Origin of the sequence: Pantoea rwandensis (assembly GCF_002095475.1) — a bacterium.
GTDB lineage: Bacteria > Pseudomonadota > Gammaproteobacteria > Enterobacterales > Enterobacteriaceae > Pantoea > Pantoea rwandensis.
The window spans coordinates 63,273-83,599 of record NZ_MLFR01000012.1; the positions used below are offsets into that span (position 1 = coordinate 63,273).

Sequence of the window (20,327 nt, forward strand, 5' to 3'; positions counted from 1 at the left end):
CGTAAATTGACAGCCGCCCTGATAACCGAATAGCGTTATGTTTGCGTCGCTGTCTCGGTGGGTAACTGTCTGAGCGCAGTCTAGGAACCTTTTTATTTTCAGACTATTATCTCTTGGTATAGCTATACCAAGGTATACATATCCCTTTGTATAACTAGACGTTCTCCAGATCTCCTGATCATAATTCCGCCATCCCAATATCCTGCTGCCATAGCAGGGCAATAGTGTCCGCGCTCTTTAATGGCGTTGCGGACAACTCATCTCAGGAGATCCTATGGTTACCCTTGGCAAAGCCGACGTCATTCTCACCAATGGCCGATTTCATACCGTCGATCGTGCAAATCCGATCGCCGATGCGGTCGCCATCCGCGACGGCAAGTTTCTTGAAGTAGGCAGTCTGGCAGAAGTCATGCAGCACCACTGTGAAGGCACTAAGGTCATCGACCTGAAGGGCCACACGGCAGTTCCAGGCCTGAATGACTCGCACCTGCACCTGATTCGTGGCGGCCTGAACTACAATCTTGAGCTGCGCTGGGAAGGCGTCCCTTCCGTCTTTGATGCGCTGCGCATGCTGAAAGAGCAGGCACTGCGTACCCCTTCGCCGCAGTGGGTGCGCGTGGTGGGTGGCTGGACCGAGTTTCAGTTTGCCGAGCGCCGTATGCCAACGCTGGATGAAATCAATGAAGCGGCACCGGACACACCGGTTTTCGTGCTGCACCTGTATGACCGTGCCCTGCTCAACCGCGCCGCGCTGAAAGTCGTGGGCTATACCAAAGACACCCCTAACCCACCGGGCGGCGAGATCCAGCGCGACAGCAACGGCAACCCGACCGGCATGCTGATTGCCCGCCCGAACGCCATGATCCTGTACGCCACGCTGGCAAAAGGTCCGAAATTACCGCTTGAGCAGCAGGTCAACTCGACTCGTCAGTTTATGCGTGAACTGAACCGTCTTGGCCTCACCAGCGCGATTGATGCAGGCGGCGGCTTCCAGAACTACCCGGAAGACTACGAAGTGATTGCTGAGCTGCACGAGAAGAAGCAGATGACGCTGCGAATCGCTTACAACCTGTTTACCCAACGCCCGGGGCATGAGCTGGAAGATTTTGAAAAGTGGACGGATATGCTGACCCCAGGTCAGGGCAGCGACTACTTCCGCCATAACGGAGCCGGTGAGATGCTGGTGTTCTCTGCCGCCGACTTTGAAGACTTCCTTGAGCCGCGTCCGGATCTTGCGCCAGGTATGGAAGATGAACTGGAACGCGTGGTGCGTCATCTGGTCGAACACCGTTGGCCGTTCCGCCTGCACGCCACCTACGATGAATCGATCAGCCGCATGCTGGATGTATTCGAGAAGGTCAACCGCGACATTCCGTTTAACGGCCTGCACTGGTTCTTCGACCACGCTGAAACGGTGACGCAGCGCAATATTGACCGTATCAAAGAGCTGGGTGGCGGTATTGCCGTACAGCACCGTATGGCGTTCCAGGGCGAATATTTTGCTGAGCGTTACGGCATTGAAGCGACCCGTCATACACCACCGGTGGCGCGTATGCTGGAAACCGGCGTGCCGGTGGGTCTCGGTACTGATGCGACGCGCGTTGCCAGCTATAACCCATGGACCGCGCTGTACTGGCTCGTCTCCGGTCGTACCGTGGGCGGGATGCAGATGTATGACGTCAACGCTCGCCTCGACCGTGATACCGCGCTGATGTTGTGGACCCAGGGCAGCGCCTGGTTCTCCAGCGAGCAAGGTAAAAAAGGCCAGATTATTGCCGGTCAGCTGGCGGACATGGTGGTGCTGAGCAAAGATTACTTCAGCGTACCGGAAGAAGAGATTAAAGGTATTGAGTCGGTGCTGACCCTTGTCGACGGCAATATCGTGTATGCCGCAGGCTCGTTCAGCAGCGAAGCACCGCCGTCAATTCCTGTACTGCCTGAGTGGTCACCGGTGGTCAAAGTGCCGGGTCACTATCGCAGTGCACCGCCAACCGCGCAAACCCGTGTGGGCATGCAGCAGATGCCGCACCAGTGCAGCGGCCCGTGCGGTGTGCACAGCCACTCGCATGATATCGCACGCGGCGCCAATATGCCGGTATCCGAGGAGAACGCCTTCTGGGGCGCGCTCGGCTGCAGCTGCTTCGTGTTCTGATAGACATGAAGAGTTTATTCTCTCAGCCGCCCCGCATTGATGCGGGGCTGTTCTTCCTGCGCCTCACCGGCTGCTTGCTGCTACTGCACGTACACGGCCTGCCGAAGGTGTTTCACTTCAGCGAAGAACTGACGCGTATCGAGGATCCCTTTGGCCTCGGTCCCTACATGAGCCTGCTTCCGGCTATTTTTGCCGAGGTCATCTGTCCAATTTTCATTCTGATCGGCGTACTCACCCGTTTAGCCTGCCTGCCGATCATCGGCGTGCTGCTGGTTGCGATGGTGTTTGTGCATTCAGACTGGAGCATCGCAGAAGGTCAGTTTGGCTGGCTGCTGTTAATTATCTTTACCACGCTGGCCATCACCGGGCCGGGCCAGTGGCGCATCGGTGCTGGCAAGCAAAGTGAGGTGCGCCATGGCGCAGGTTAATGACATTAATGACGTCTCGCAGGATGAGGAAAACACGCCCTTGCCTGCCACGTCGGCCTCGCCCTGGCAACCCTTGCAGCAGCCGGTGTTCCGCATGCTGTGGATTGCGACGGTGGTGTCCAACATCGGTTCCTGGATGAATGATGTCGGCGTCAACTGGACCATGCTGACGCTCAGCGCCGATCCGCTGAACGTCGCGCTGGTCCAGGCGGCCGCCAGCCTGCCGATGTTCCTGTTTGCCCTGCCCTCCGGCGTGCTGGCCGACATTATCGACAGACGAAAATATCTGCTGTTCTCTCAGTTGTGGGTGTTTATCGCTGCGGCGACCCTGACGGTTCTCTCCTATACCGGACACGTCACGCCGCTGGTACTGCTGATTGCCGCCTTCCTGATGAGCGCAGGTGCCGCCATGAGCTCACCGCCATTCCAGGCCATCGTGCCCGATTTGGTCGACAAAAGTGAACTCAGTCCCGCGATTGCGTTGAACTCGCTGGGTATCAACATCAGTCGCGCCATTGGTCCAGCGCTGGGTGGTCTGATCCTGTCGTTTGCTGGCCCGTGGATGGTGTTCATGCTCAATGCGCTCTCCGTGCTGGGCGTGGCCTGGGTTCTTTATCGCTGGAAAGAAGCCCCCAGCGTACAGCGCCTGCCGCCGGAGCACTTTTTCTCAGCTGTGAAGGCAGGCGTTCGCTACGTTCATGCTGCCCCGGTACTGCGTAACGTACTGGTGCGAACCGTGGCCTTCTTCGTTTTCGGCAGCGCCGGCTGGGCACTCCTGCCGCTGGTTGCCCGCCGTGAGCTGGGACTGGGGCCGGGTGGATACGGCATCATGCTGGCCTTTATCGGGGTCGGTGCTATTTGCGGTGCCGTGCTGCTGCCACGTCTGCGTAAGCGTTTTAATGCCGATCAACTGATGGTGCTGGCAAGCTTGCTGTTTGCCGCCACGATGCTCGCGCTGGCGTTTGTACGCCACTTCTGGCTGCTCAACGCCTTCGAGTTTTTCACCGGTTTTGCCTGGATAGCCGTACTCTCCACGCTCAACGTCGGTGCTCAGCGCAGCGCGGCTAAATGGGTAAAAGCGCGCGCACTGGCGGTTTACCTGACGGTCTTTTTTGGTTCAATGACCGTGGGTAGCGCTGTCTGGGGACAGCTTGCTTCTCGCTACAGCATTCCGGTTTCACTCTGTGTCGCCACCGTCGGCATGGCACTGGCCTGCCTCACCGTATTGCGCTGGCGTCTCGATAAAGATCCTGACCTGAATCTGGACGTCAGTGAAACAGGCGAAACGGTTCCGGTACTGGATATTCATCATGACCGTGGACCGGTCAGGGTGAGCTATGAATATCAGATTCGCCAGCAAGATGCGCACGACTTTATCGTCTGCATGCAGGACATGCGTCGCGTGCGCCGCCGCGGGGGAGCCATCAACTGGGCGGTTTATGAAGATATTCTCCAGCCCGGCATCTTCGTAGAGACGTTTGTCGTGGGTTCCTGGATGGAACATTTGCGCCAGCTTGAGCGTTACACCATGAACGACCAGAAGATACAGACTCGCGTTTATGCCTTCCATCAGGGAGAGCAAATGCCCGTCGCACGCTATCTGGTTGCACCTGAGTAATGAATAAGTTCACTTCAACTGCAAGGAAAACACCATGAGTACAATTAAAACCGCTGACGGTACGCAGATTTATTTTAAAGATTGGGGAAAAGGTAAGCCGGTGCTGTTCAGCCACGGCTGGCCGCTGGATGCAGATATGTGGGACAGTCAGCTGAACTTCCTGGCTGAGAATGGTTATCGCGTGATCGCTTTCGACCGCCGTGGCTTTGGTCGCTCAGATCAGCCCTGGACAGGCTACGACTACGATACTTTCGCTTCAGATATTAACGATTTGATCACCTGTCTTGATCTGCAGAACGTGACGCTGGTTGGCTTCTCCATGGGCGGCGGTGATGTCACGCGCTATATCAATAATTACGGCACAGCACGTGTAGACGGTCTGGTTCTGTTGGGCGCGGTCACGCCAATTTTCGGGCAGTCAGATAGCTACCCTGCCGGTGTTGATCAGTCGGTGTTCGCGGGGATCCTCGCTGGTCTGCGTAAAGATCGCGCACAGTTCATCAGTGACTTCGCCGCGCCGTTTTACGGCACCAACGCAGGACAGACGGTATCAGCAGGCGTTCTGACCCAGACGCTGAATATTGCGCTGCTCGCCTCGCTCAAGGGCACGCTGGACTGCGTAACGGCCTTTTCCACCACGGATTTCCGCCCGGACATGGCAAAAATCGACGTGCCAGCCCTGGTGATTCATGGCAGCAACGACCAGGTCGTGCCCTTTGAAACCACCGGCAAACTGGCGGCAGAGATGATTGAAGGCGCACAGCTGAAGGTCTATGACAATGCGCCGCACGGCTTTGCGGTGACGCATGCCGAACAGCTGAATGCCGATCTGCTGGCGTTCCTGAAATCGTTGTAAGCGTTAAAAAACTGAAGCATAAATTAGCCGGCCCTCGTGGCTGGCCATAAAAAAAACAGCCACACATCACTTTATGGCTGTTTGAAAGAAGACTAAGGGACTTGACCGACTTTCCAGCCGGTCTTTTTTTGGCTTATCGCGTTGGATGGTTAACCTCGATCGGACGCAGGTCAAACAGCAGCACTTCAGCCTCCTTGCCGTCAGAGAAGGTCAGTTCGCTTTCATTGCGAACGCGGGCACCATCTCCCTCACCGAAAGTGACACCGTTTACCGTAATACTGCCCCGTGCAACATGAATGTAAGCGTAACGGTTTTCCGGCAGTGAGATTGTCTGCTGCTCCCCACCATCAAACAGTCCGGCAAAAATGCGCACGTCCTGCTTTATTTTCAGTGAAGCCTCTGCACCATCCGGCGAAATGATGAGTTTGAACTGTCCGCGCTTCTCTCCATCCGCGACGCTCACCTGCTGATAACCGGGCGCCGTGCCCTTCTCGGCGGGTACCACCCAGATCTGCAGGAAGTGAACCCCTGCTTCTTTTGCGTTGTTGAACTCACTGTGGGTCACCCCGGAGCCTGCGCTCATGAGCTGGACATCTCCCGGGACGATAACGGAACCGGTGCCCATCGAATCCTTGTGAGCCAGCGATCCGTCCAGCACATAGGAGATGATCTCCATATTGCTGTGTGGGTGAGCGCCAAAGCCACGTCCGCCCGAAACCCGGTCGTCATTGATGACCAGAAGGTCAGAGAATCCGGTCTGCTTCGGGTCCCAGTAATTCGCAAAAGAAAACGTATGGCGTGAGCGTAACCAGCCGTGGTCGCCGAGCCCGCGGGCGTCTGAGAGTCTTTGTTCGATCATGATGGTCATCTCCATTATTGATTGTTGGGAGCGAGTATTCGCTGCCGATGGAGTAAAATTAACGTAAACAAAATCGACCATCAATGACGTTAAATTGTAATTACTGTCTCATTTTAGTGGACAATTTACAGCAAGCCCGCTCGCCATGTCAGTTAATGATCTGAGACGCGAACCTTTCCAGAGCCGGGCCATCCAGTCGATATCGCACCCATTCATTCAGGGGGAGCGCATCAATACTGTTGTAAAAATCTTTGGCTGATTTATCCCATTCCAGCGCATTCCATTCGATGCGGCTGCAGCGTCTGCTGACAGCCAGCTGAGCGATAAACTGAAGCATCGCCTTGCCCGCTCCCCGTCCCCGGTAATCAGGCGTGAAGTAAAGATCGTCCATGTTCAGGCTGTGCCGGCCAAGCCAGGTGGAGTAGCTGTGAGAAATAACCGCATATCCAGCGATAATGCCCTCAATTTCGCAAATATAGGCTTCGGCATTGGTGTCCTCTGCAAACAGAGTGGTTCTGATTTCTTCCACACCGGGAATGGCGTCGGGTGGTGCTTCTCGGTATACCGACAATCCATTGATCATATTGTAAATAGCATCGGTATCGTCCGGGACTGCTTTCCGGATAGCCACACTCATAAACGTGTCTCTGTTATGCGAGATTTGAAGGTTGTCATGATAATCGGTATCTTAAAATGAATTAAGTGCAATAAAATCAATGGTAGGTGAATTTCATGCATCATGTTTTGCGGCGTCTTGACCTCAATCTTTTACCGGTATTCGATGCGGTATATCGACATCGCTCTGTCCGGCAGGCCGCAGTTGAACTGTCCATGAGCACCTCTGCGCTTAGCCATGCCCTGACACGACTCCGTGAATTCTTAAAAGACCCGCTGTTCTATCGTGAGGGGCATAAAATGTGTCCCAGCGTATATGCAGAAGAACTTGCGCCACACATTGCAGAGAGCCTGTGTGCGCTCAATCAGCGGCTCAGCCCGGTTAAGCCATTCGATCCATCAAACAGCAGCGAGAGCTTTCGTATCGCGGTCACGGATTACACCGCTTTCTGCGTGTTTCCTGCCCTGATGGGGGAGATCGAAAAAATGGCCCCCAACATACAGTTTGAACTGTGCCATTTGCCGAACAACCCGGCGCTGAATGAATTGCTCGCGGGTGAAGTGGACCTGGCGTTGGGATTTAGTGAACCGGATGATGCGAGGCATCAGGATCTGGATGAGGTGGAATTGTTCAGCGATGAATTTATTGTGATCGGCAACAGCCGCCGCAAGAGTCTGACGCTGGATGAATATCTCGCCGCCGGTCATCTGGTCGTCACCCCGTGGAATGAAAAAAAGGGGCTACTCGATACCCACTTAGGGCATCTTGGGCTGGAACGCCGAATCGTCCTTAAAACCCCCTCAATGCTGAGTTCGCCACACATCATCGCTGAGAGTGACCTGCTGATGGCCATCCCTTCCTACGTCTCGGGGAAGATTGCTGCGATGGCGAACGTGAATAGCTTCAAATTACCCTTCTACGCCCCGCCCTTTACGGTGAAAATTTATTCTCATAAACGCAGCGGAAAGAAATCATCGACTGACTGGCTCAAGGGTGTTATTTCCCGGAGCATCAAAGATCAGATAATTTCTGAATCTCGAGTCATAAACGCTTAAATCTGACAGGCATGAGACAGATATCAACACAGGCGCTGAGCGGAGTAAAAATCAATCCAACAACATCCGCCGAAGGAATTTTCCGGAAAAGGTTTTAGGTAGTTGATAACGAAAGTGAATCCGCCGTGGTAAAGCATGACGACCACAGCGCTCCACCAGCCTTTTCCGTATTTCTTGCTTCAGCAATGCTTGCTGTGTCGAGGTTAATGCCTCTGTAACCACAAACAACGCGACCATCTCGCCAAGCAATGGATGAGGCGTCCGATTGGCGACCACTTCCACCATGCCAGGTAAACCACTCAGCGCATTCTCCACTTCAGCGGTTGCCAGCCTTTTGCCACCAATATTGATCACGTCATCCATGCGGCCCTGAATGACAATCTTACTGCCCTGCTTGATGGCGCAGTCGTGCGTGGCATAACACCACTGACTTCGATGTTGTAACCAATAATGCTGATCGTGCTGGGTGTCGTCTTGCCACACCGTCAGCATTGCTCCTGGCCCTAGGGTGTTTTTGATTATTAGCATGCCGGTTTCGCCTTCTGGGCTGGCTTCACCATTGAGCGGATTAACGACCTCCACGCTACGCGAAAATACCGCACTCAGTGCCGTCCCCTGGCCTGCCAACAGCGGCCAGCCTGATTCCGTTTGCCAGTAATGGTTTTCACAGCTTACCGCCATCACATCTTGCACCCACTTCTCAGTTGACTCATCCAGTGGTTCTCCCGCCAGATACAATGTGCGAAGCGATGTCAAACTGGCTCGCGGTGGTCCCTGCCGCCGTGCTAGTCGGATAGCACCCGCGATGGTCAGCAGACGTGTAATGCCCAGTTCTGCGACCATGTGCCACCAGTTCTGGCCTGGCGCATTAATAGCACTGCTTTCACACATCACTGTGGTTAAGCCAGCCAGCAGTGGTGCGTAAATCCCGTAACTGTGTCCGGTCACCCAGCCTACATCTGCCGAGGTGAAGAAAACCTCATCATCAGCAAGATGAAAAAGATGGCGCAGACTGGCTAGCAGCGCCACGGCATAGCTCCTGTATCGCGCACAATCCCTTTTGGTACACCGCTGGTGCCGGAGGTGAACAAGATATGTGACGGCTCACAGGAAGAGAGCCACACACAAGGGACATGCCTGTCCATATGTAACGCCAGCTGCTTTACATAGGCGTCAGAGGCGGTATCCACAACCCGCATGTTCTCTGCTGTGGTGGGAATAGTAGGCAACGATTCTCGACCACGGCTGTCGCTATGGTGCAAAATCAATGCAGGCGTACAAGCCTGAATACGCTGCGCAAGCGCTTCGCTGGTAATTGAAGAATAAACCACCACATGTATCGCCCCGAGACGTGCACAAGCTAACATCGCCACCGCAGCCAGCGGCGTCATGGGCAGTGTGATTAACACGCGATCGCCCTGCCGAATCCCCCATTCGGCCATCAGGCTGCTGAGTGCGTTGACCTGTTGCCATAACTCGCGATAGCTCATTTGATGCGCCTCACCGCAAAAGTCGCGATGGATGATGGCACACCGATCCGCGCGCAGTGCCAGATGACGATCGAGTGCGTTGAAGCACAGGTTGGTCTTTCCTTCAGGGAACCAGCGGCGACGAGGTCCACTCTCAACGAACTCAACCACCTGTTCGAAGGGATGCTGCCAATGGAGTCGTTGCGCTTCTCGTTGCCAGAAGTCCCGGTTCAATCCTTCACCCTCAGCGTCGGCTGTCAACATAGGTGGCCTCCGGCTCAGCCATTTTCCGAGCGTGTTGTTCAATGCTATTCGCAACCCATAATGCATCCTCCCCGACACCCTCGAAGCGTCCCGATCCCCACGTCCACAACCAGGGTAATCCGAGGAAATAGAGGCCCGGCTGCACCGAAACGCCTCGGGTATGACTGGGATAGCCTTTTTCATTGAAGGCTGGCACCTCAATCCAGCTAAAGTCGGTGTGAAAACCGACTGCCCAGACGATAGCGCTGATGCTGGCAAGATCGATAGCACCCGGCTGGTGTTCCGGCTGCCAGAGCGGCTGGTAAGTCGGTTCCTCCGGTGCCTGAATACCCTGCTGCGCGATCCAGGCATCGATACTGTCCTTAATTTTTTTCGAGGTCGCATCTGCACCATCGAGGTTGGCTTGCAGGTCGTCAGCGGTGAGTAGCTTGCCGTCCTGATAGCCCAACAAACGTCCATACAGCTGCATGCCCTGCAGCGCAAACGCGCGCAGATCAATATCCCTTCCCCCATCCCGCCCGGTGACATAGTGTTGGTTTTACGCCGTGCATCCTCTCCCAGAGGATGGTTGTCTACGGTTAAACGGTAGTGCCCCATATCATCCAGCCAGTCAACCACATCGCGTCCGCGATAAAAGCGCGCCACGCGCGGTGCGCTCCCCACACACAGATGCACGCGGCGCCCTGCAAGGTGCAAATCCTCAGCAATTTGCGCGCCGGACTGTGCCGATCCTACGACCAGCACATCCCCTTTTGGCAGTTGCTGCGATGATTTGTACTCAGCGGAGTGCACCTGCACGATACGCTGCGGCAGTTGCTGAGCAATGTCAGGAAAGCGTGGCCGGTGGTAATTTCCCACAGCAATGACCACCTGCTCAGCCTGAATGGTCCCCATTGAGGTGTGTAAGGCATAACCATCAGCGTGTTGCGTTACACGCTCTACGTTGACCCCTTCGTAAAGCGGCGCATTAAAGCTCTGCGCGTAGCGTTCAATGTAAGCCACGATGTCATCGCGCAACATAAACCCGTGCGGATCGTCGCCGTCATAAGGAAACCCCGGCAGCTTACATTGCCAGTTTGGTGTCACCAGACAGAAATTGTCCCAGCGCTGATGACGCCAGGCCCAGGCAAGTCGATGGCGTTCCAGCACAATATGCCGGATATTTTTTTGCGTCAGACTCCAGCTCATGGCGAGCCCTGCCTGCCCGCCGCCAATAATGACCACAGGATAGTGATGGTTCATGGTGTTCTCGCTTGTTGTCAGGCCGGGATCGGGGTGATGGTTTCGACAGTGACCCGCTGCTCAGCACTGAACTGCTGTGCTTTGAGCGAGATCGCGGCTGACTGGTCCATGGCGCTGGAGCAGAAATAGCCAAACTTGGCTTTCACCCGGTCGCTGGCCTCATCCAGTGCTCGGGTGGTGACGGTGACAAACTCTTCCAACGTATAGGGATGATTGACCTGCAGGTGTTTCTCAATCGCCGTAGAAGGCGAATAGCAGGTATCTTTGCTGCCGTCGGGCCAGCAAACAACAAAATGCATCGCAGGCATTGCTCGCTCCTTTAGTGATTTGTCATGCCGGTTAACGGCTGTTGAGTCAGATCCCAGTAGCAGGCGCGCTGCTGCTGGAGTTTCATCATGAGTTGTTGATTGATGGTGAATTTTCCCACCGCCGCACAGGCAACATCGCAGTCTTCAAAGCATTGCTGGACGGCTTCACAATGCTCAGCGTCCACCGCCAGCAGAAAACCAAAACTTGGAAATGCACACAGCCATTGCTCCAGCCCCACCTCATCCGGCCGGGGTATCTGAGCCAGATCGATTTCCACGCCCAGCCCTGCACTTTCCAGCATCATCACCAGCGTGCCCGCCAACCCAGCCTGACTGATATCCTTTGCTGCATGTACCTGACCCGACGCAGCCAGTTCAGGCAACAAGGCCAGTGTCCGCCTTAATGCTGCAGGGGCGGCGTCAGTGGCGGCATCCCAGTTGAGGCCGGGTGGATGCCAGCGCCCGTGTAAATTGATCGCCACCATCAGCGTCTGACCGGAGCGCACCGCAAAGCTGCTCAGTGGATGAGTGGTCTCACCCAGTACCGCCACCGCCAGCTGCGGCTGTTCACTGCGCAGATTGGTGTGTCCACCCACAATCGGCACCTGCCAGGCGCGTGAAGCCGCCGCCATGCCTTGCAGGATCTGCTCTGCATGCGGTAAATCGTCATCCCAGAGTGCATTGACGATGGCCAGCGGACGCCCTCCCATGGCGGCGATATCACTGAGGTTCACCATGACGCCACACCAACCTGCAAACCAGGGATCTTCCGCGACGAAATGATTGATAAACCCCTCCATCGCCAGCAGCTTGAAGCTGTCACCATCCGGGATCAGCGCGCTGTCATCGCCGTTCGCACAAGGCGCAGGCCAGGCTTCGCGCAGCTGTCGTGCCACGGTCTGAATGTCCTTTTTATGCGCGAGGCCGCTATAGCTGTGCAGCTGTGTTATCAGCGCGGGTAAATCCTCTTTCATCACGCAACTCCTGTCAGAAAGGTTGGCATCTCCGCGGTGTGCTGTCGGGTTGCGGTGTGAATAACCATGCCGCTGTGCGGATCGTGACAAGGTGGATAGAAGGCTAGGTCAGCCTGCATGCGCGCATGGCGCACACCACGCAGATCGAGCCAGTCGAGCGTTTGCCAGTGCATGCGCCGGAACAGCGGTTCGTTCTGATGCTGTACCTGGGCATAAAAGGCCTGGCACCCCAACGCATGCGCGCTGCATACCGCCAAACGGATAAGCGTTGGTCCGAGCTGTCCTTGTCGACGATAGGCGCTGTCCACGGCCAGCCGCGATCCCACCCAGATCCCCGGTTCTGGCTGATGAATACGCACCGTGCCGACCACTTCATCGTGCCAGCCAGCCACGCTACCGAGTGCCACCAGCAGGCGCGCTTCGCTGTCAATGTCGTCACGATCGTCGCCGACGAAAAGTCCCTGCTCCTGGCAGAACACACGTTGACGCAGCGCGTACGCCTGCTGACGTTCCCAAGGCAGAGTGACCCATTTGATGGTGTATCCCGCGTAATGATTCATCGGCGCTCCTCAGGCTATCGCCTGTTCAAAGCTGGACAGCGAAGAACAGGCGCCGCAACGGCCGCAGCCCGCTTTAATATCGCGCGAACGCAGATTCGCGCTGTTCAGCATCTGTCCCAGGGGTTGCAGGATTGACGCCATGAAGGAACTGTCCGGTGCGGCGTGGTGTTCCAGCGGGGTGCCGCTGATGGGAACAAAGGGCACCACGAACGGGTAGACGCCCAGATCAATGAGTGTTTCCGACAGCGACAGTATCGCCTCGGGGCTATCACCCAGCCCTGCGAGGATATAGGTGCTGACCTGACCACGGCCAAACACCTCAACGGCATCAGCAAAGGCGATCAGATACTGGTCAACGCTGACCTGCGCCTTGCCCGGCATGATGCGTGCGCGCACTGCTGGCGTGACCGCTTCGAGATGCATCCCCAGCGCGTCAATACCGGCATCTTTCATACGCCGGAACCAGACGGCATCGCCCGGTGGTTCACACTGCCCCTGCAAGGGAAGATCCACGGCCGCTTTAATCGCTTCCGCACTTTCCACCAGGATACGCGCCCCGCGATCGCTACCCGAAGGGGTTCCCGTGGTCATCACCATATGCTTAACACCATCCAGTTCTACCGCTGCTTTGGCGACTTCCGCGAGTTGCTGCGGCGTTTTACGTGCAATGGTGCTACCTGCGGCCAGCGACTGGCCAATGGCGCAAAACTGGCAAGCTTTGGCGCGATTTTCGTAACGAATACAGGTTTGCAACACCGTAGTGGCCAGCACATCGGTGCCATGTAGGGTGGCAATCTGTGAATAGGGAATACCTTCTGCCGTCTGCCGCTCGTAGAAGCGCGGTTTATGGGCAATGCTGATCTCCTTCACCGGGATATTCAGGTTGTAGAGACGGGTTGCGCCCGATGATTCATGCTTCACTTGCCAAGGTGAACGGTGTGCAGAATGGGTATAAATCGGCACCATCACCGTAACACCGTCGATATTCATCGCCTGATGATCCGAAGGGCCCGCGCCGCCATGGCGACTGACGTGCTCCTGCTGCGGATTAATCACCTGTACACCCTGAGTCAATAACTCAGTGATCAATTGCTGGCGTGAAGTGGGTACGTTCTGCATCGCGCTCTCCTTCGATTTCAGACTCGACACTGCGAGGAATGACATAACGCGCTGGCGTATCATCCAGCCGCAAACTCAGCAGTTCCGGACGTGCGTAATGACCGACGGAATCCATCATGCGTTTACGCTTGGTAATCAGCGCCATATCCAGATCGGCCACCAGAATGCCTTCTCCTTCCGTTAGCGGCGTCACCAGATGGCGCCCTTCCGGCGAGATAATGGCGGTGTTACATCCGCCTCGTAGTCCCTTCTGCAGGGCCGGGTCGGCGGTCAGCTCATTAATCTGTGCTTCGGTCAGCCAGCCCGTGGCATTAATCACGAAGCAGCCTGACTCCAGCGCGTGATGGCGAATTGTGACGTCCATCTGTTCGGCGAAGATGGGCCCCACTAGCGAACCCGGAAACTGGCTGCAGTGGATTTCTTCGTGTTGCGTCATCAGGCTATAGCGGGCCAACGGGTTGTAATGTTCCCAGCAGGCCAGCGCGCCAACGCGGCCTACGCGCGTTTCCGCCACCTTTAACCCTGAACCGTCGCCCTGCCCCCAGATCATGCGTTCATGGTAGGTCGGGGTAATTTTGCGCCGCTTGAGTACCAACTCCCCGCTGGCATCAAAGACCAGCTGCGTGTTGTAGAGCGTGCCGTGATCGCGCTCATTCACTCCCAGCACCACCACCATATTTCGCAGGCGCGCACGCTCCCCCACGGCATGTGTAATCGGACCCGGTACGATCACCGCCTGCTCGTAGAGCTTCAGGTGTGCAGCGCCAGCGGTCATCGCCGGGGTAATGAACGAGAAATAGGGGTAATAAGGCACAAAGGTTTCGGGAAACACGATGATTTCCGCCCCTTGCGACGCGGCTTCATCAATTGCCTTCAGAACACGGGCCAGCGTTTTGCTGGCCTCATGGAGATCTGGGGCAATCTGGGCTGCAGCGGCGCGGATAATGCGAGATCCAGCCATGATGGGCCTCCGCTTACATCGTCCAGGTATCGATAATTACCGCATTGTCACGGACATGCAGCAGCTTGAGATCGAGCACATCAAGCGGATTAATAGGGCGCACGCCTTCCAGCAGCGAAGGTTCGCCATGCCCATATAACGCCTGGAGGGCAAAACGACAGGCGTAGACCTTTCCGCCTTCAGCCATAAATTTGGTGAGCTGGTTGGCATAGTTCTGATGGCCGGGAAACGCTTCTGCACCGATTGTCGGGAAACCACGCTGAACGCCCAGCAGCACACCCGGACCGTACAGCAGCATTGAGGTTTCAAACCCTTTACGCTGCAGGCGCGTGGCCTGCAGCATGTTGACGAAGCCAATTGACCCTTCAAACGCCACCGTATGGAAGGTCACCAGTGCTTTTTGACCGGGCTCTGCTTTAACGTCCTCAAAAACCTTTTCTTCGTAATCGACAAAAAAATCTCCCGTCTTATGGGCAGGCATTGTGACTTTTGGCATAGCACTTCTCTCCTAAGGGTTGTCTTGAGGAGCCTGGCTCCCCGTTATGTGACATGTGCAGGTCATGCCATTTAACAGGAGCAAGGGGCGTGCCAGCCGAGATCTGAGGTCATGCAATCAACAGCCCATCAACTGCTCACTTTGTGAGCTAAAAAAATTTATGGGCGAAGTTGAGCGCGAAAAAAAGAGGAGTGCACAGCTATTGATATGTCGTTAACTGCACTAAATTGATGCCGATCTGCACCAATAAAGCACACATCTTAAATCATCATGCAATCAATGATGCAATCAATGAGATTGGTGATTGCAGAGAAAAATGCAGCGCGGCATAGTGAGTGAAAACGGCTCATTTGATAAGGTGTTGCGACTATGCTCAACAAGCTCTCCAGCCGCTGGCATGGCCATCAGGCTCAGCTCACCCCGCGTCCCGCCTATTTGTTAATTGCTGACATCATTGCTGATGGCATTAACAGCGGTGAATTCCTGCCTCGTGACCGTTTGCCCCCATTACGCGATCTTGCCATCTCACTGTCGCTCAATTACACCACCGTCACGCGCGGCTATGCCGAGGCGAAACGGCGAGGGCTGATTGATTCACGTCCAGGCTTAGGCAGCTATATTCGAGGCAAAGTCCCTTCGATGCCACTCAGCGGCGGGAGTAGCTATGAGATGACGATGAACTCGCCTATCGAGCCGGGAGAGGACCTGGCGCAGGCAATCAGTGAAGGGGCGATTAACCTGTTCACGCAGCAGAATATACTCAGTCTGTTGCGCTATCAGGACTTTGGCGGACACGCCGATGATAAGGCGATGGCTAAAGTGTGGCTTGAGAAACAACTGCCGCCAGTTAACGTCGAAGAGGTGTTAATCACGCCGGGCATTCACAGTGCCCTCGTCGGGTTATTGACGCTGTTATGCCGTAAAGGGGGCAGCGTCTGCGTGAGCGATTTGATCTATCCCGGCCTCAAAGCCATCGCCAGCCAGTTAAACATCACGTTGCAATCTCTCCCTTGTGATGAGGATGGCCCGCTACCGCGTGCGTTTGAACATCAGTGCCAGACTGGGCATATCAGCGCACTCTATATCAATCCCACCTTGCAGAATCCCACCACGTTAACGCTGCCTTTGCGTCGGCGTGAAGCACTAGCGGATGTCGCTTCGCGCTACAGTATTCCGGTCATTGAAGATGAAGCCTATGCGGCGCTGATGACAGATCACATTCCATCGTTCAGTGAACTGATTCCTGAATTGACGTGGTACATCACCGGCATGTCGAAGTGTTTTGGCCCAGGGTTACGTACAGCCTTTGTCAAAGGCCCCGGCAAACGCAACACGCAATTACTGGCGGGCGCGTTACGCGCGCTCAACGTGATGGCAAGCCCGATCACCAATGCTCTGGCATCACAATGGATACAGGATGGCACGGCCGATCGCGTATTGAGTTCCATTCGTGCAGAAGCGGGAATTCGCCAGAAACTTGCCGCCGATATTCTACGGCCTTTAAACTTACGCGCTTCGCCAGAGGGCTTCCACTTGTGGCTACTGTTACCGCGCCACCTCAACTGGAACCCCGCAGAAGTGGCGGTAAAATTGCGGGAACTTGGGGTCAGCGCCGTCTCCAGTGCTGCATTTTGCACCGACAACAACCCGCCCGATGCATTACGTATCTGCCTGGGAGGTGCATGGTCACGTGCGATGTGTTCCGAGAACCTCCAGACTATCGCGCATGTTTTAGCGCATCCAGAGCACTATCACAGCATGGTGTTGTAATCATTAAACGCAGCGGAGAGCAATGCCGCCTTTAATTACGGCGGCCATTACCTACTTCAATGTGTTCAGTGACGTCTGCCAAACAAAGGGCTGAAAATCTGTGTAGAGGATGCCTCGCTCAGCCATTTTAGCCGGCATGGCTGCCTGAACCTGGCGGATAGCCTTGCTCATCATGGCATCCACTCCCGCATCTTGTAAGGTTTTCACCACTTCGCTCATCTCTTCCGCCCGCCTGACACCATGTTCAGCAACGCGGCTAATCAGATAATGAGGCAGCTGATCGTTCCATCCCATTGAAGGGAAGCTCGTATGCAGTGAGGCCAAAACCGCATCCTCAACCCCATACTGTTGCGCGGCGCTGAGGCATTCAGTGGTTAAGGCTTCCAGCCCTTTGATCATCACACTGCGGCACATCTTTATGGCAGAGACATCGCCGATGCTTTCGCTCACGGCGCGAGCACAGCAATCGAGGCTCGTTAAGGTTTCAGCCAGCAAATCAGCATGGGGCCCGGCCAGCAGCAGTGGTGTCGCCAGCCGCTTAGGTGGCACGGGTGCCATCACAGCCACGTCAAGGTAGTTGCCTTTTCCATGCTTTATAGCCTCTGCGGCGGCTAGTTTCGTGGCTGGCGAGACGGAGTTGAAGTCGAGGAAATGCTGCCCACTCACTAACAACGGCGCCGCCTGCTCAGCGACTTCCCGCGCATTACCGGCCGTCACCAGTGACAGGATGATATCAGCGCCCCGGATCGCTTCGCCAAGCGATGCGGCAAGCCCCACATTGATCTGTTGAGCACGCGCGCGTAGCGATGCAGCTTCTGAGCCCAGCAGTTTTTTATCCCAGACGCGGATAGCCGCCTTCCGCGCCAGGTCTTCAGCGTAAATTTGCCCGGCTTCACCGAAGCCGATAATGGCGATTTGTGTCATCCTGCTCTCCTTATGTTCCCGACCACACTGTGCCTGGAATCGCCACTCGGCCATCAAACAGCAGCCGTGCGGTGCGTATCAAACCACTGCGACTCACATTGCCTTGCGCATCACGGGTTAACATCACGCTGAACTCGCCACTGGGATGCTCCACTGCCAGTCGTTGCTCATGCGCGCTGCTAACATGGGCTAAGCCTTCTGCAACCGATCCTGGAATCAGGCATGCCGTCGCCACACTGACCGCGCCCAGCACGCCAATTGATGCGTGGCAGCGGTGGGGAATAAAGGTGCGCGAGCTAATAGCGCCCCCGTTTGTCGGGGCGGCAATCAGCGTCATTTTCGGTACACTACGCTGTGAGACATCACCAAGATTCATCAAGGGACCGGCCTGAAGTCGGATCGATTCAAGCCGCGCTTTTAGCTCTTCATCACTATCCAGTTGCTCACGACTTTCTAGTCCGGTGCGTTGTAAGTCGGCGGCTCGCACCACCACGACCGGCATACCGTTATCAATGCAGGTCACGTTAATCCCATCAAAGGTGTCAACCGCCTGGCCGGTCGGTAACAGCGCACCGCAGCTGGATCCGGCAATATCGGCGAATCTCAGCACCTGCTCTGAGGCAGTACCGGGGACACCGTCAATATGCGTATCGCCCTGATACTCCACGGCGCCTTCTGGCGTTGGAATTTGCGCTTCGGCAATTTGACCGGTGTTCACCATAAAGATGCGCACTCGCGTCACCGCGCCCTCTACGGGGACTAACCCTTTTTCAATCGCGATAGGGCCAACGGCGGCAAGTACATTACCGCAGTTTTGTCCGTAATCGACCACGGCCTTATCCACATTGACCTGTGCAAACAGGTACTCCACATCTGCATCCGAACGGAAGGAGCGTGAAATGATCGCAACTTTGCTGGTGAGCGGATCGGCACCGCCGATGCCATCAATTTGGCGTTTGTCTGGCGAACCCATCACCGCCAGCAACACATTATCGCGTACGGATTGATCGGCAGGCAGATCGCTGGCCAGAAAGCAGGCCGCTTTTGACGTGCCGCCGCGCATCATTGTGCAGGGGATCAGGGTTTGCTTCATGATGACGCCTTTGCCAGTTCGTCCAGTGACTCGACGTAATGCAACCCTTTTTCAGCCAGTTGCTCACGCATTTGATAAATATCCAGACCGAGTTCGCCCGAGGCCAAACGAACGCGTTTACTCTCTTCATTGGCCACGCGCTGCTGCGCGGCCTGCATAACCTGAGCAGCATCAGCGCGGGGAATCACCACCACGCCATCATCATCAGCCACGATGATATCGCCAGGATTGACCAGTTGGCCGGCACAGATAACCGGCACGTTCACCGAACCAATGGTGGCTTTTACCGTACCCTGTGCGTATACGGCGCGAGACCAGACCGGAAACTGCATGTCACGTAACGTCTGGCTGTCACGGATGCCAATGTCACCCACCAGCGCAACAACACCCCTGGCCTTTAACGACGTCGCTAACAGATCGCCAAAGAATCCATCATGGCAGTCAGATGTGGGTGCCACCAGCAGCACATCACCCAGCTGACACTGCTCTACCGCCACGTGAAACATCCAGTTATCACCCGGTGACACCAGCACAGTCACTGCACTGCCGGCGATCGTGACACCTTGCTGGATAGGTTTTATGCGTACATCTAACAACCCCTGACGCTGCTGAGCTTCATGGGCTGTTGCTACACCAAACTGCGCGAACTGGGCCACCACATCGCGATTAGCGCGATCGATATGGCGCACCACCACGCCTTTTTTATTCACAAGGCTCATGAAAGGTCCTCCGTCACGCGCGGGAACAGACTTTGATAACCTTCGCCATGGGTGATAACCCGAGTAGAGGTGATACCTGTGTTACGTTTGGCCTGCACACCACGCTGCAGCGCCACACGCGTGTAGTACTCCCACAGATGTTCCTGACCCGCCATACATTGAATCGCCTGATATTTCTTGTCCCACACCGAGGTGATATCCAGCAGCACATCCGGTTTCCACAGACATTGCTCCGGTTGATGCGGCTCAAAGCAATAGACAGGTGGCGCACCAATGATCGGCTCACCAGGGCGATATCCCTCTGCCTGGGCAATAATGCGTGCTTCCTGCGTCAGATTCGCCGCGAGTGGGTGATCATAGTTGTAGGGATCGGCAATCGAGTGTGTCAAAACAAAATGGGGTTGGATGCGGCGGAACACATCAGCCAGACGGAATAAGGTCTCTTTGTCGGCTCTTAGCGGGTAATCGCCTAAATCAAAGAACTCAATACTGGCACCTAACACTTCTGCGGCCGCTTCCGCTTCCACCTGGCGTTGCTGTTTGACGAGGGCTTCCGTCATGTTCCCTTTACGCCATAGCTTGGCTGACTCTCCGCGCTCACCAAAGGAGAGGCAGACCACGTGAACGTCATAACCCTGCGAAGCGTGCAGTGCAATGGCACCACCCGCACGCCAGACGAAGTCCGCAGAATGCGCGCTGACCACTAAGGCACTCTTTTTGATGTTGTTTTCCATGTTATTCCCCTGCTGTTGCGTTTTTTTTATGCTGGCATGCAACGCGCTACACGAATAATTCCTTTCATTGCGCAGGCTATGACTTTTATTTATGTTGTGATTAGGGTCGC

General features: G+C 55.6%; 21 protein-coding genes and 1 pseudogene. 6 read left to right on the forward strand and 16 right to left on the reverse strand.

Translation table 11 applies throughout. The features are described 5' to 3' along the window. Positions 1–274 precede the first annotated feature (274 nt). The 4 genes from HA51_RS13185 to HA51_RS13200 are packed head-to-tail and all read left to right on the forward strand — an operon-like array spanning position 275 to position 5,054. Entirely contained in the window at positions 275–2,152 is a 1,878-nt protein-coding gene (locus HA51_RS13185) for an amidohydrolase (RefSeq protein ID WP_084934941.1), read from the forward strand. 5 nt (positions 2,153–2,157) lie between these two features. After that, positions 2,158–2,580 (forward strand): DoxX family protein, encoded by a 423-nt coding sequence (locus HA51_RS13190; protein WP_084934942.1) that lies wholly within the window; start codon positions 2,158–2,160, stop codon positions 2,578–2,580. Beyond that, entirely contained in the window at positions 2,567–4,198 is a 1,632-nt protein-coding gene (locus HA51_RS13195; RefSeq protein WP_084934943.1) for an MFS transporter, read from the forward strand. The genes HA51_RS13190 and HA51_RS13195 overlap by 14 nt, the downstream gene beginning before the upstream one ends. Before the next feature lie 34 nt (positions 4,199–4,232). Beyond that, on the forward strand, positions 4,233–5,054 hold the full coding sequence (locus tag HA51_RS13200; protein WP_084934944.1) for an alpha/beta fold hydrolase: 822 nt from the start codon (positions 4,233–4,235) through the stop codon (positions 5,052–5,054). Between the two features lie 133 nt (positions 5,055–5,187). On the opposite strand, the gene HA51_RS13205 is transcribed toward HA51_RS13200, so the two are convergent. Together HA51_RS13205 and HA51_RS13210 are read right to left on the reverse strand one after the other, a co-directional pair. Next, a complete protein-coding gene (locus HA51_RS13205; protein ID WP_084935015.1) occupies positions 5,188–5,913 on the reverse strand; it encodes a pirin family protein in 726 nt (241 codons plus the stop codon). A gap of 148 nt (positions 5,914–6,061) precedes the next feature. Then, the gene (locus HA51_RS13210; protein ID WP_084934945.1) at positions 6,062–6,550 is read right to left on the reverse strand and encodes a GNAT family N-acetyltransferase; all 489 of its coding nucleotides are present in this window, start codon (positions 6,548–6,550) and stop codon (positions 6,062–6,064) included. A 95-nt stretch (positions 6,551–6,645) separates the two neighbouring features. Here HA51_RS13210 and HA51_RS13215 point away from each other — a divergent pair, with 95 nt between their 5' ends. After that, positions 6,646–7,584, forward strand: a complete 939-nt coding sequence (locus tag HA51_RS13215; protein WP_084934946.1) for a LysR family transcriptional regulator — start codon at positions 6,646–6,648, stop codon at positions 7,582–7,584. 51 nt (positions 7,585–7,635) lie between these two features. Here the strand turns inward: HA51_RS13215 and HA51_RS27700 are convergent, their stop codons facing one another. From HA51_RS27700 to HA51_RS13250, 10 genes and pseudogenes are all read right to left on the reverse strand, one after another. After that, positions 7,636–8,613, reverse strand: coding sequence for an AMP-binding protein (locus tag HA51_RS27700; RefSeq protein ID WP_281253441.1), 978 nt, complete (start codon positions 8,611–8,613; stop codon positions 7,636–7,638). Further along, positions 8,601–9,317 carry an AMP-binding protein gene (locus HA51_RS27705; RefSeq protein ID WP_281253442.1) on the reverse strand — a complete coding sequence of 239 codons (717 nt, stop codon included), beginning with the start codon at positions 9,315–9,317 and terminating at the stop codon, positions 8,601–8,603. The genes HA51_RS27700 and HA51_RS27705 overlap by 13 nt, the downstream gene beginning before the upstream one ends. Further along, on the reverse strand, positions 9,298–9,786 hold the full coding sequence (locus tag HA51_RS27535; protein ID WP_245840213.1) for a hypothetical protein: 489 nt from the start codon (positions 9,784–9,786) through the stop codon (positions 9,298–9,300). The genes HA51_RS27705 and HA51_RS27535 overlap by 20 nt, the downstream gene beginning before the upstream one ends. Positions 9,787–10,025: 239 nt before the next feature. Beyond that, positions 10,026–10,559: pseudogene (locus HA51_RS27540) on the reverse strand (NAD(P)-binding domain-containing protein); the annotation flags it as partial. Positions 10,560–10,576: 17 nt separating this feature from the next. Next, a complete protein-coding gene (locus tag HA51_RS13230) occupies positions 10,577–10,867 on the reverse strand; it encodes an MSMEG_0570 family nitrogen starvation response protein (RefSeq protein WP_084934947.1) in 291 nt (96 codons plus the stop codon). An 11-nt stretch (positions 10,868–10,878) separates the two neighbouring features. Then, positions 10,879–11,841: a sll0787 family AIR synthase-like protein gene (locus HA51_RS13235; RefSeq protein WP_084934948.1), complete on the reverse strand. Its 963-nt coding sequence runs from the start codon at positions 11,839–11,841 to the stop codon at positions 10,879–10,881. After that, on the reverse strand, positions 11,841–12,401 hold the full coding sequence (locus tag HA51_RS27335; RefSeq protein WP_211282936.1) for an MSMEG_0567/Sll0786 family nitrogen starvation N-acetyltransferase: 561 nt from the start codon (positions 12,399–12,401) through the stop codon (positions 11,841–11,843). The genes HA51_RS13235 and HA51_RS27335 overlap by 1 nt, the downstream gene beginning before the upstream one ends. 9 nt (positions 12,402–12,410) lie before the next feature. After that, entirely contained in the window at positions 12,411–13,520 is a 1,110-nt protein-coding gene (locus HA51_RS13240; RefSeq protein ID WP_211282937.1) for an MSMEG_0568 family radical SAM protein, read from the reverse strand. Continuing rightward, positions 13,480–14,481 (reverse strand): Nit6803 family nitrilase, encoded by a 1,002-nt coding sequence (locus HA51_RS13245; protein WP_084934949.1) that lies wholly within the window; start codon positions 14,479–14,481, stop codon positions 13,480–13,482. The genes HA51_RS13240 and HA51_RS13245 overlap by 41 nt, the downstream gene beginning before the upstream one ends. 13 nt (positions 14,482–14,494) lie before the next feature. Then, entirely contained in the window at positions 14,495–14,977 is a 483-nt protein-coding gene (locus HA51_RS13250) for an MSMEG_0572/Sll0783 family nitrogen starvation response protein (RefSeq protein WP_084934950.1), read from the reverse strand. A gap of 369 nt (positions 14,978–15,346) precedes the next feature. Here HA51_RS13250 and HA51_RS13255 point away from each other — a divergent pair, with 369 nt between their 5' ends. Continuing rightward, entirely contained in the window at positions 15,347–16,747 is a 1,401-nt protein-coding gene (locus HA51_RS13255; protein WP_084934951.1) for an aminotransferase-like domain-containing protein, read from the forward strand. Positions 16,748–16,798: 51 nt separating this feature from the next. On the opposite strand, the gene HA51_RS13260 is transcribed toward HA51_RS13255, so the two are convergent. Genes HA51_RS13260 through galB form a run of 4 tightly spaced genes read right to left on the reverse strand, consistent with a single transcriptional unit; the run spans position 16,799 to position 20,217 of the window. Next, a complete protein-coding gene (locus HA51_RS13260) occupies positions 16,799–17,671 on the reverse strand; it encodes an NAD(P)-dependent oxidoreductase (RefSeq protein ID WP_084934952.1) in 873 nt (290 codons plus the stop codon). A 10-nt stretch (positions 17,672–17,681) separates the two neighbouring features. Beyond that, the gene (locus tag HA51_RS13265) at positions 17,682–18,764 is read right to left on the reverse strand and encodes a 4-oxalomesaconate tautomerase (protein ID WP_084934953.1); all 1,083 of its coding nucleotides are present in this window, start codon (positions 18,762–18,764) and stop codon (positions 17,682–17,684) included. Next, positions 18,761–19,483 (reverse strand): 4-carboxy-4-hydroxy-2-oxoadipate aldolase/oxaloacetate decarboxylase, encoded by a 723-nt coding sequence (locus HA51_RS13270; RefSeq protein WP_084934954.1) that lies wholly within the window; start codon positions 19,481–19,483, stop codon positions 18,761–18,763. Before HA51_RS13270 ends, HA51_RS13265 begins: the two co-directional genes overlap by 4 nt. Further along, the gene (gene galB / locus HA51_RS13275) at positions 19,480–20,217 is read right to left on the reverse strand and encodes a 4-oxalmesaconate hydratase (protein ID WP_084934955.1); all 738 of its coding nucleotides are present in this window, start codon (positions 20,215–20,217) and stop codon (positions 19,480–19,482) included. The genes HA51_RS13270 and galB overlap by 4 nt, the downstream gene beginning before the upstream one ends. Positions 20,218–20,327: the final 110 nt, after the last annotated feature.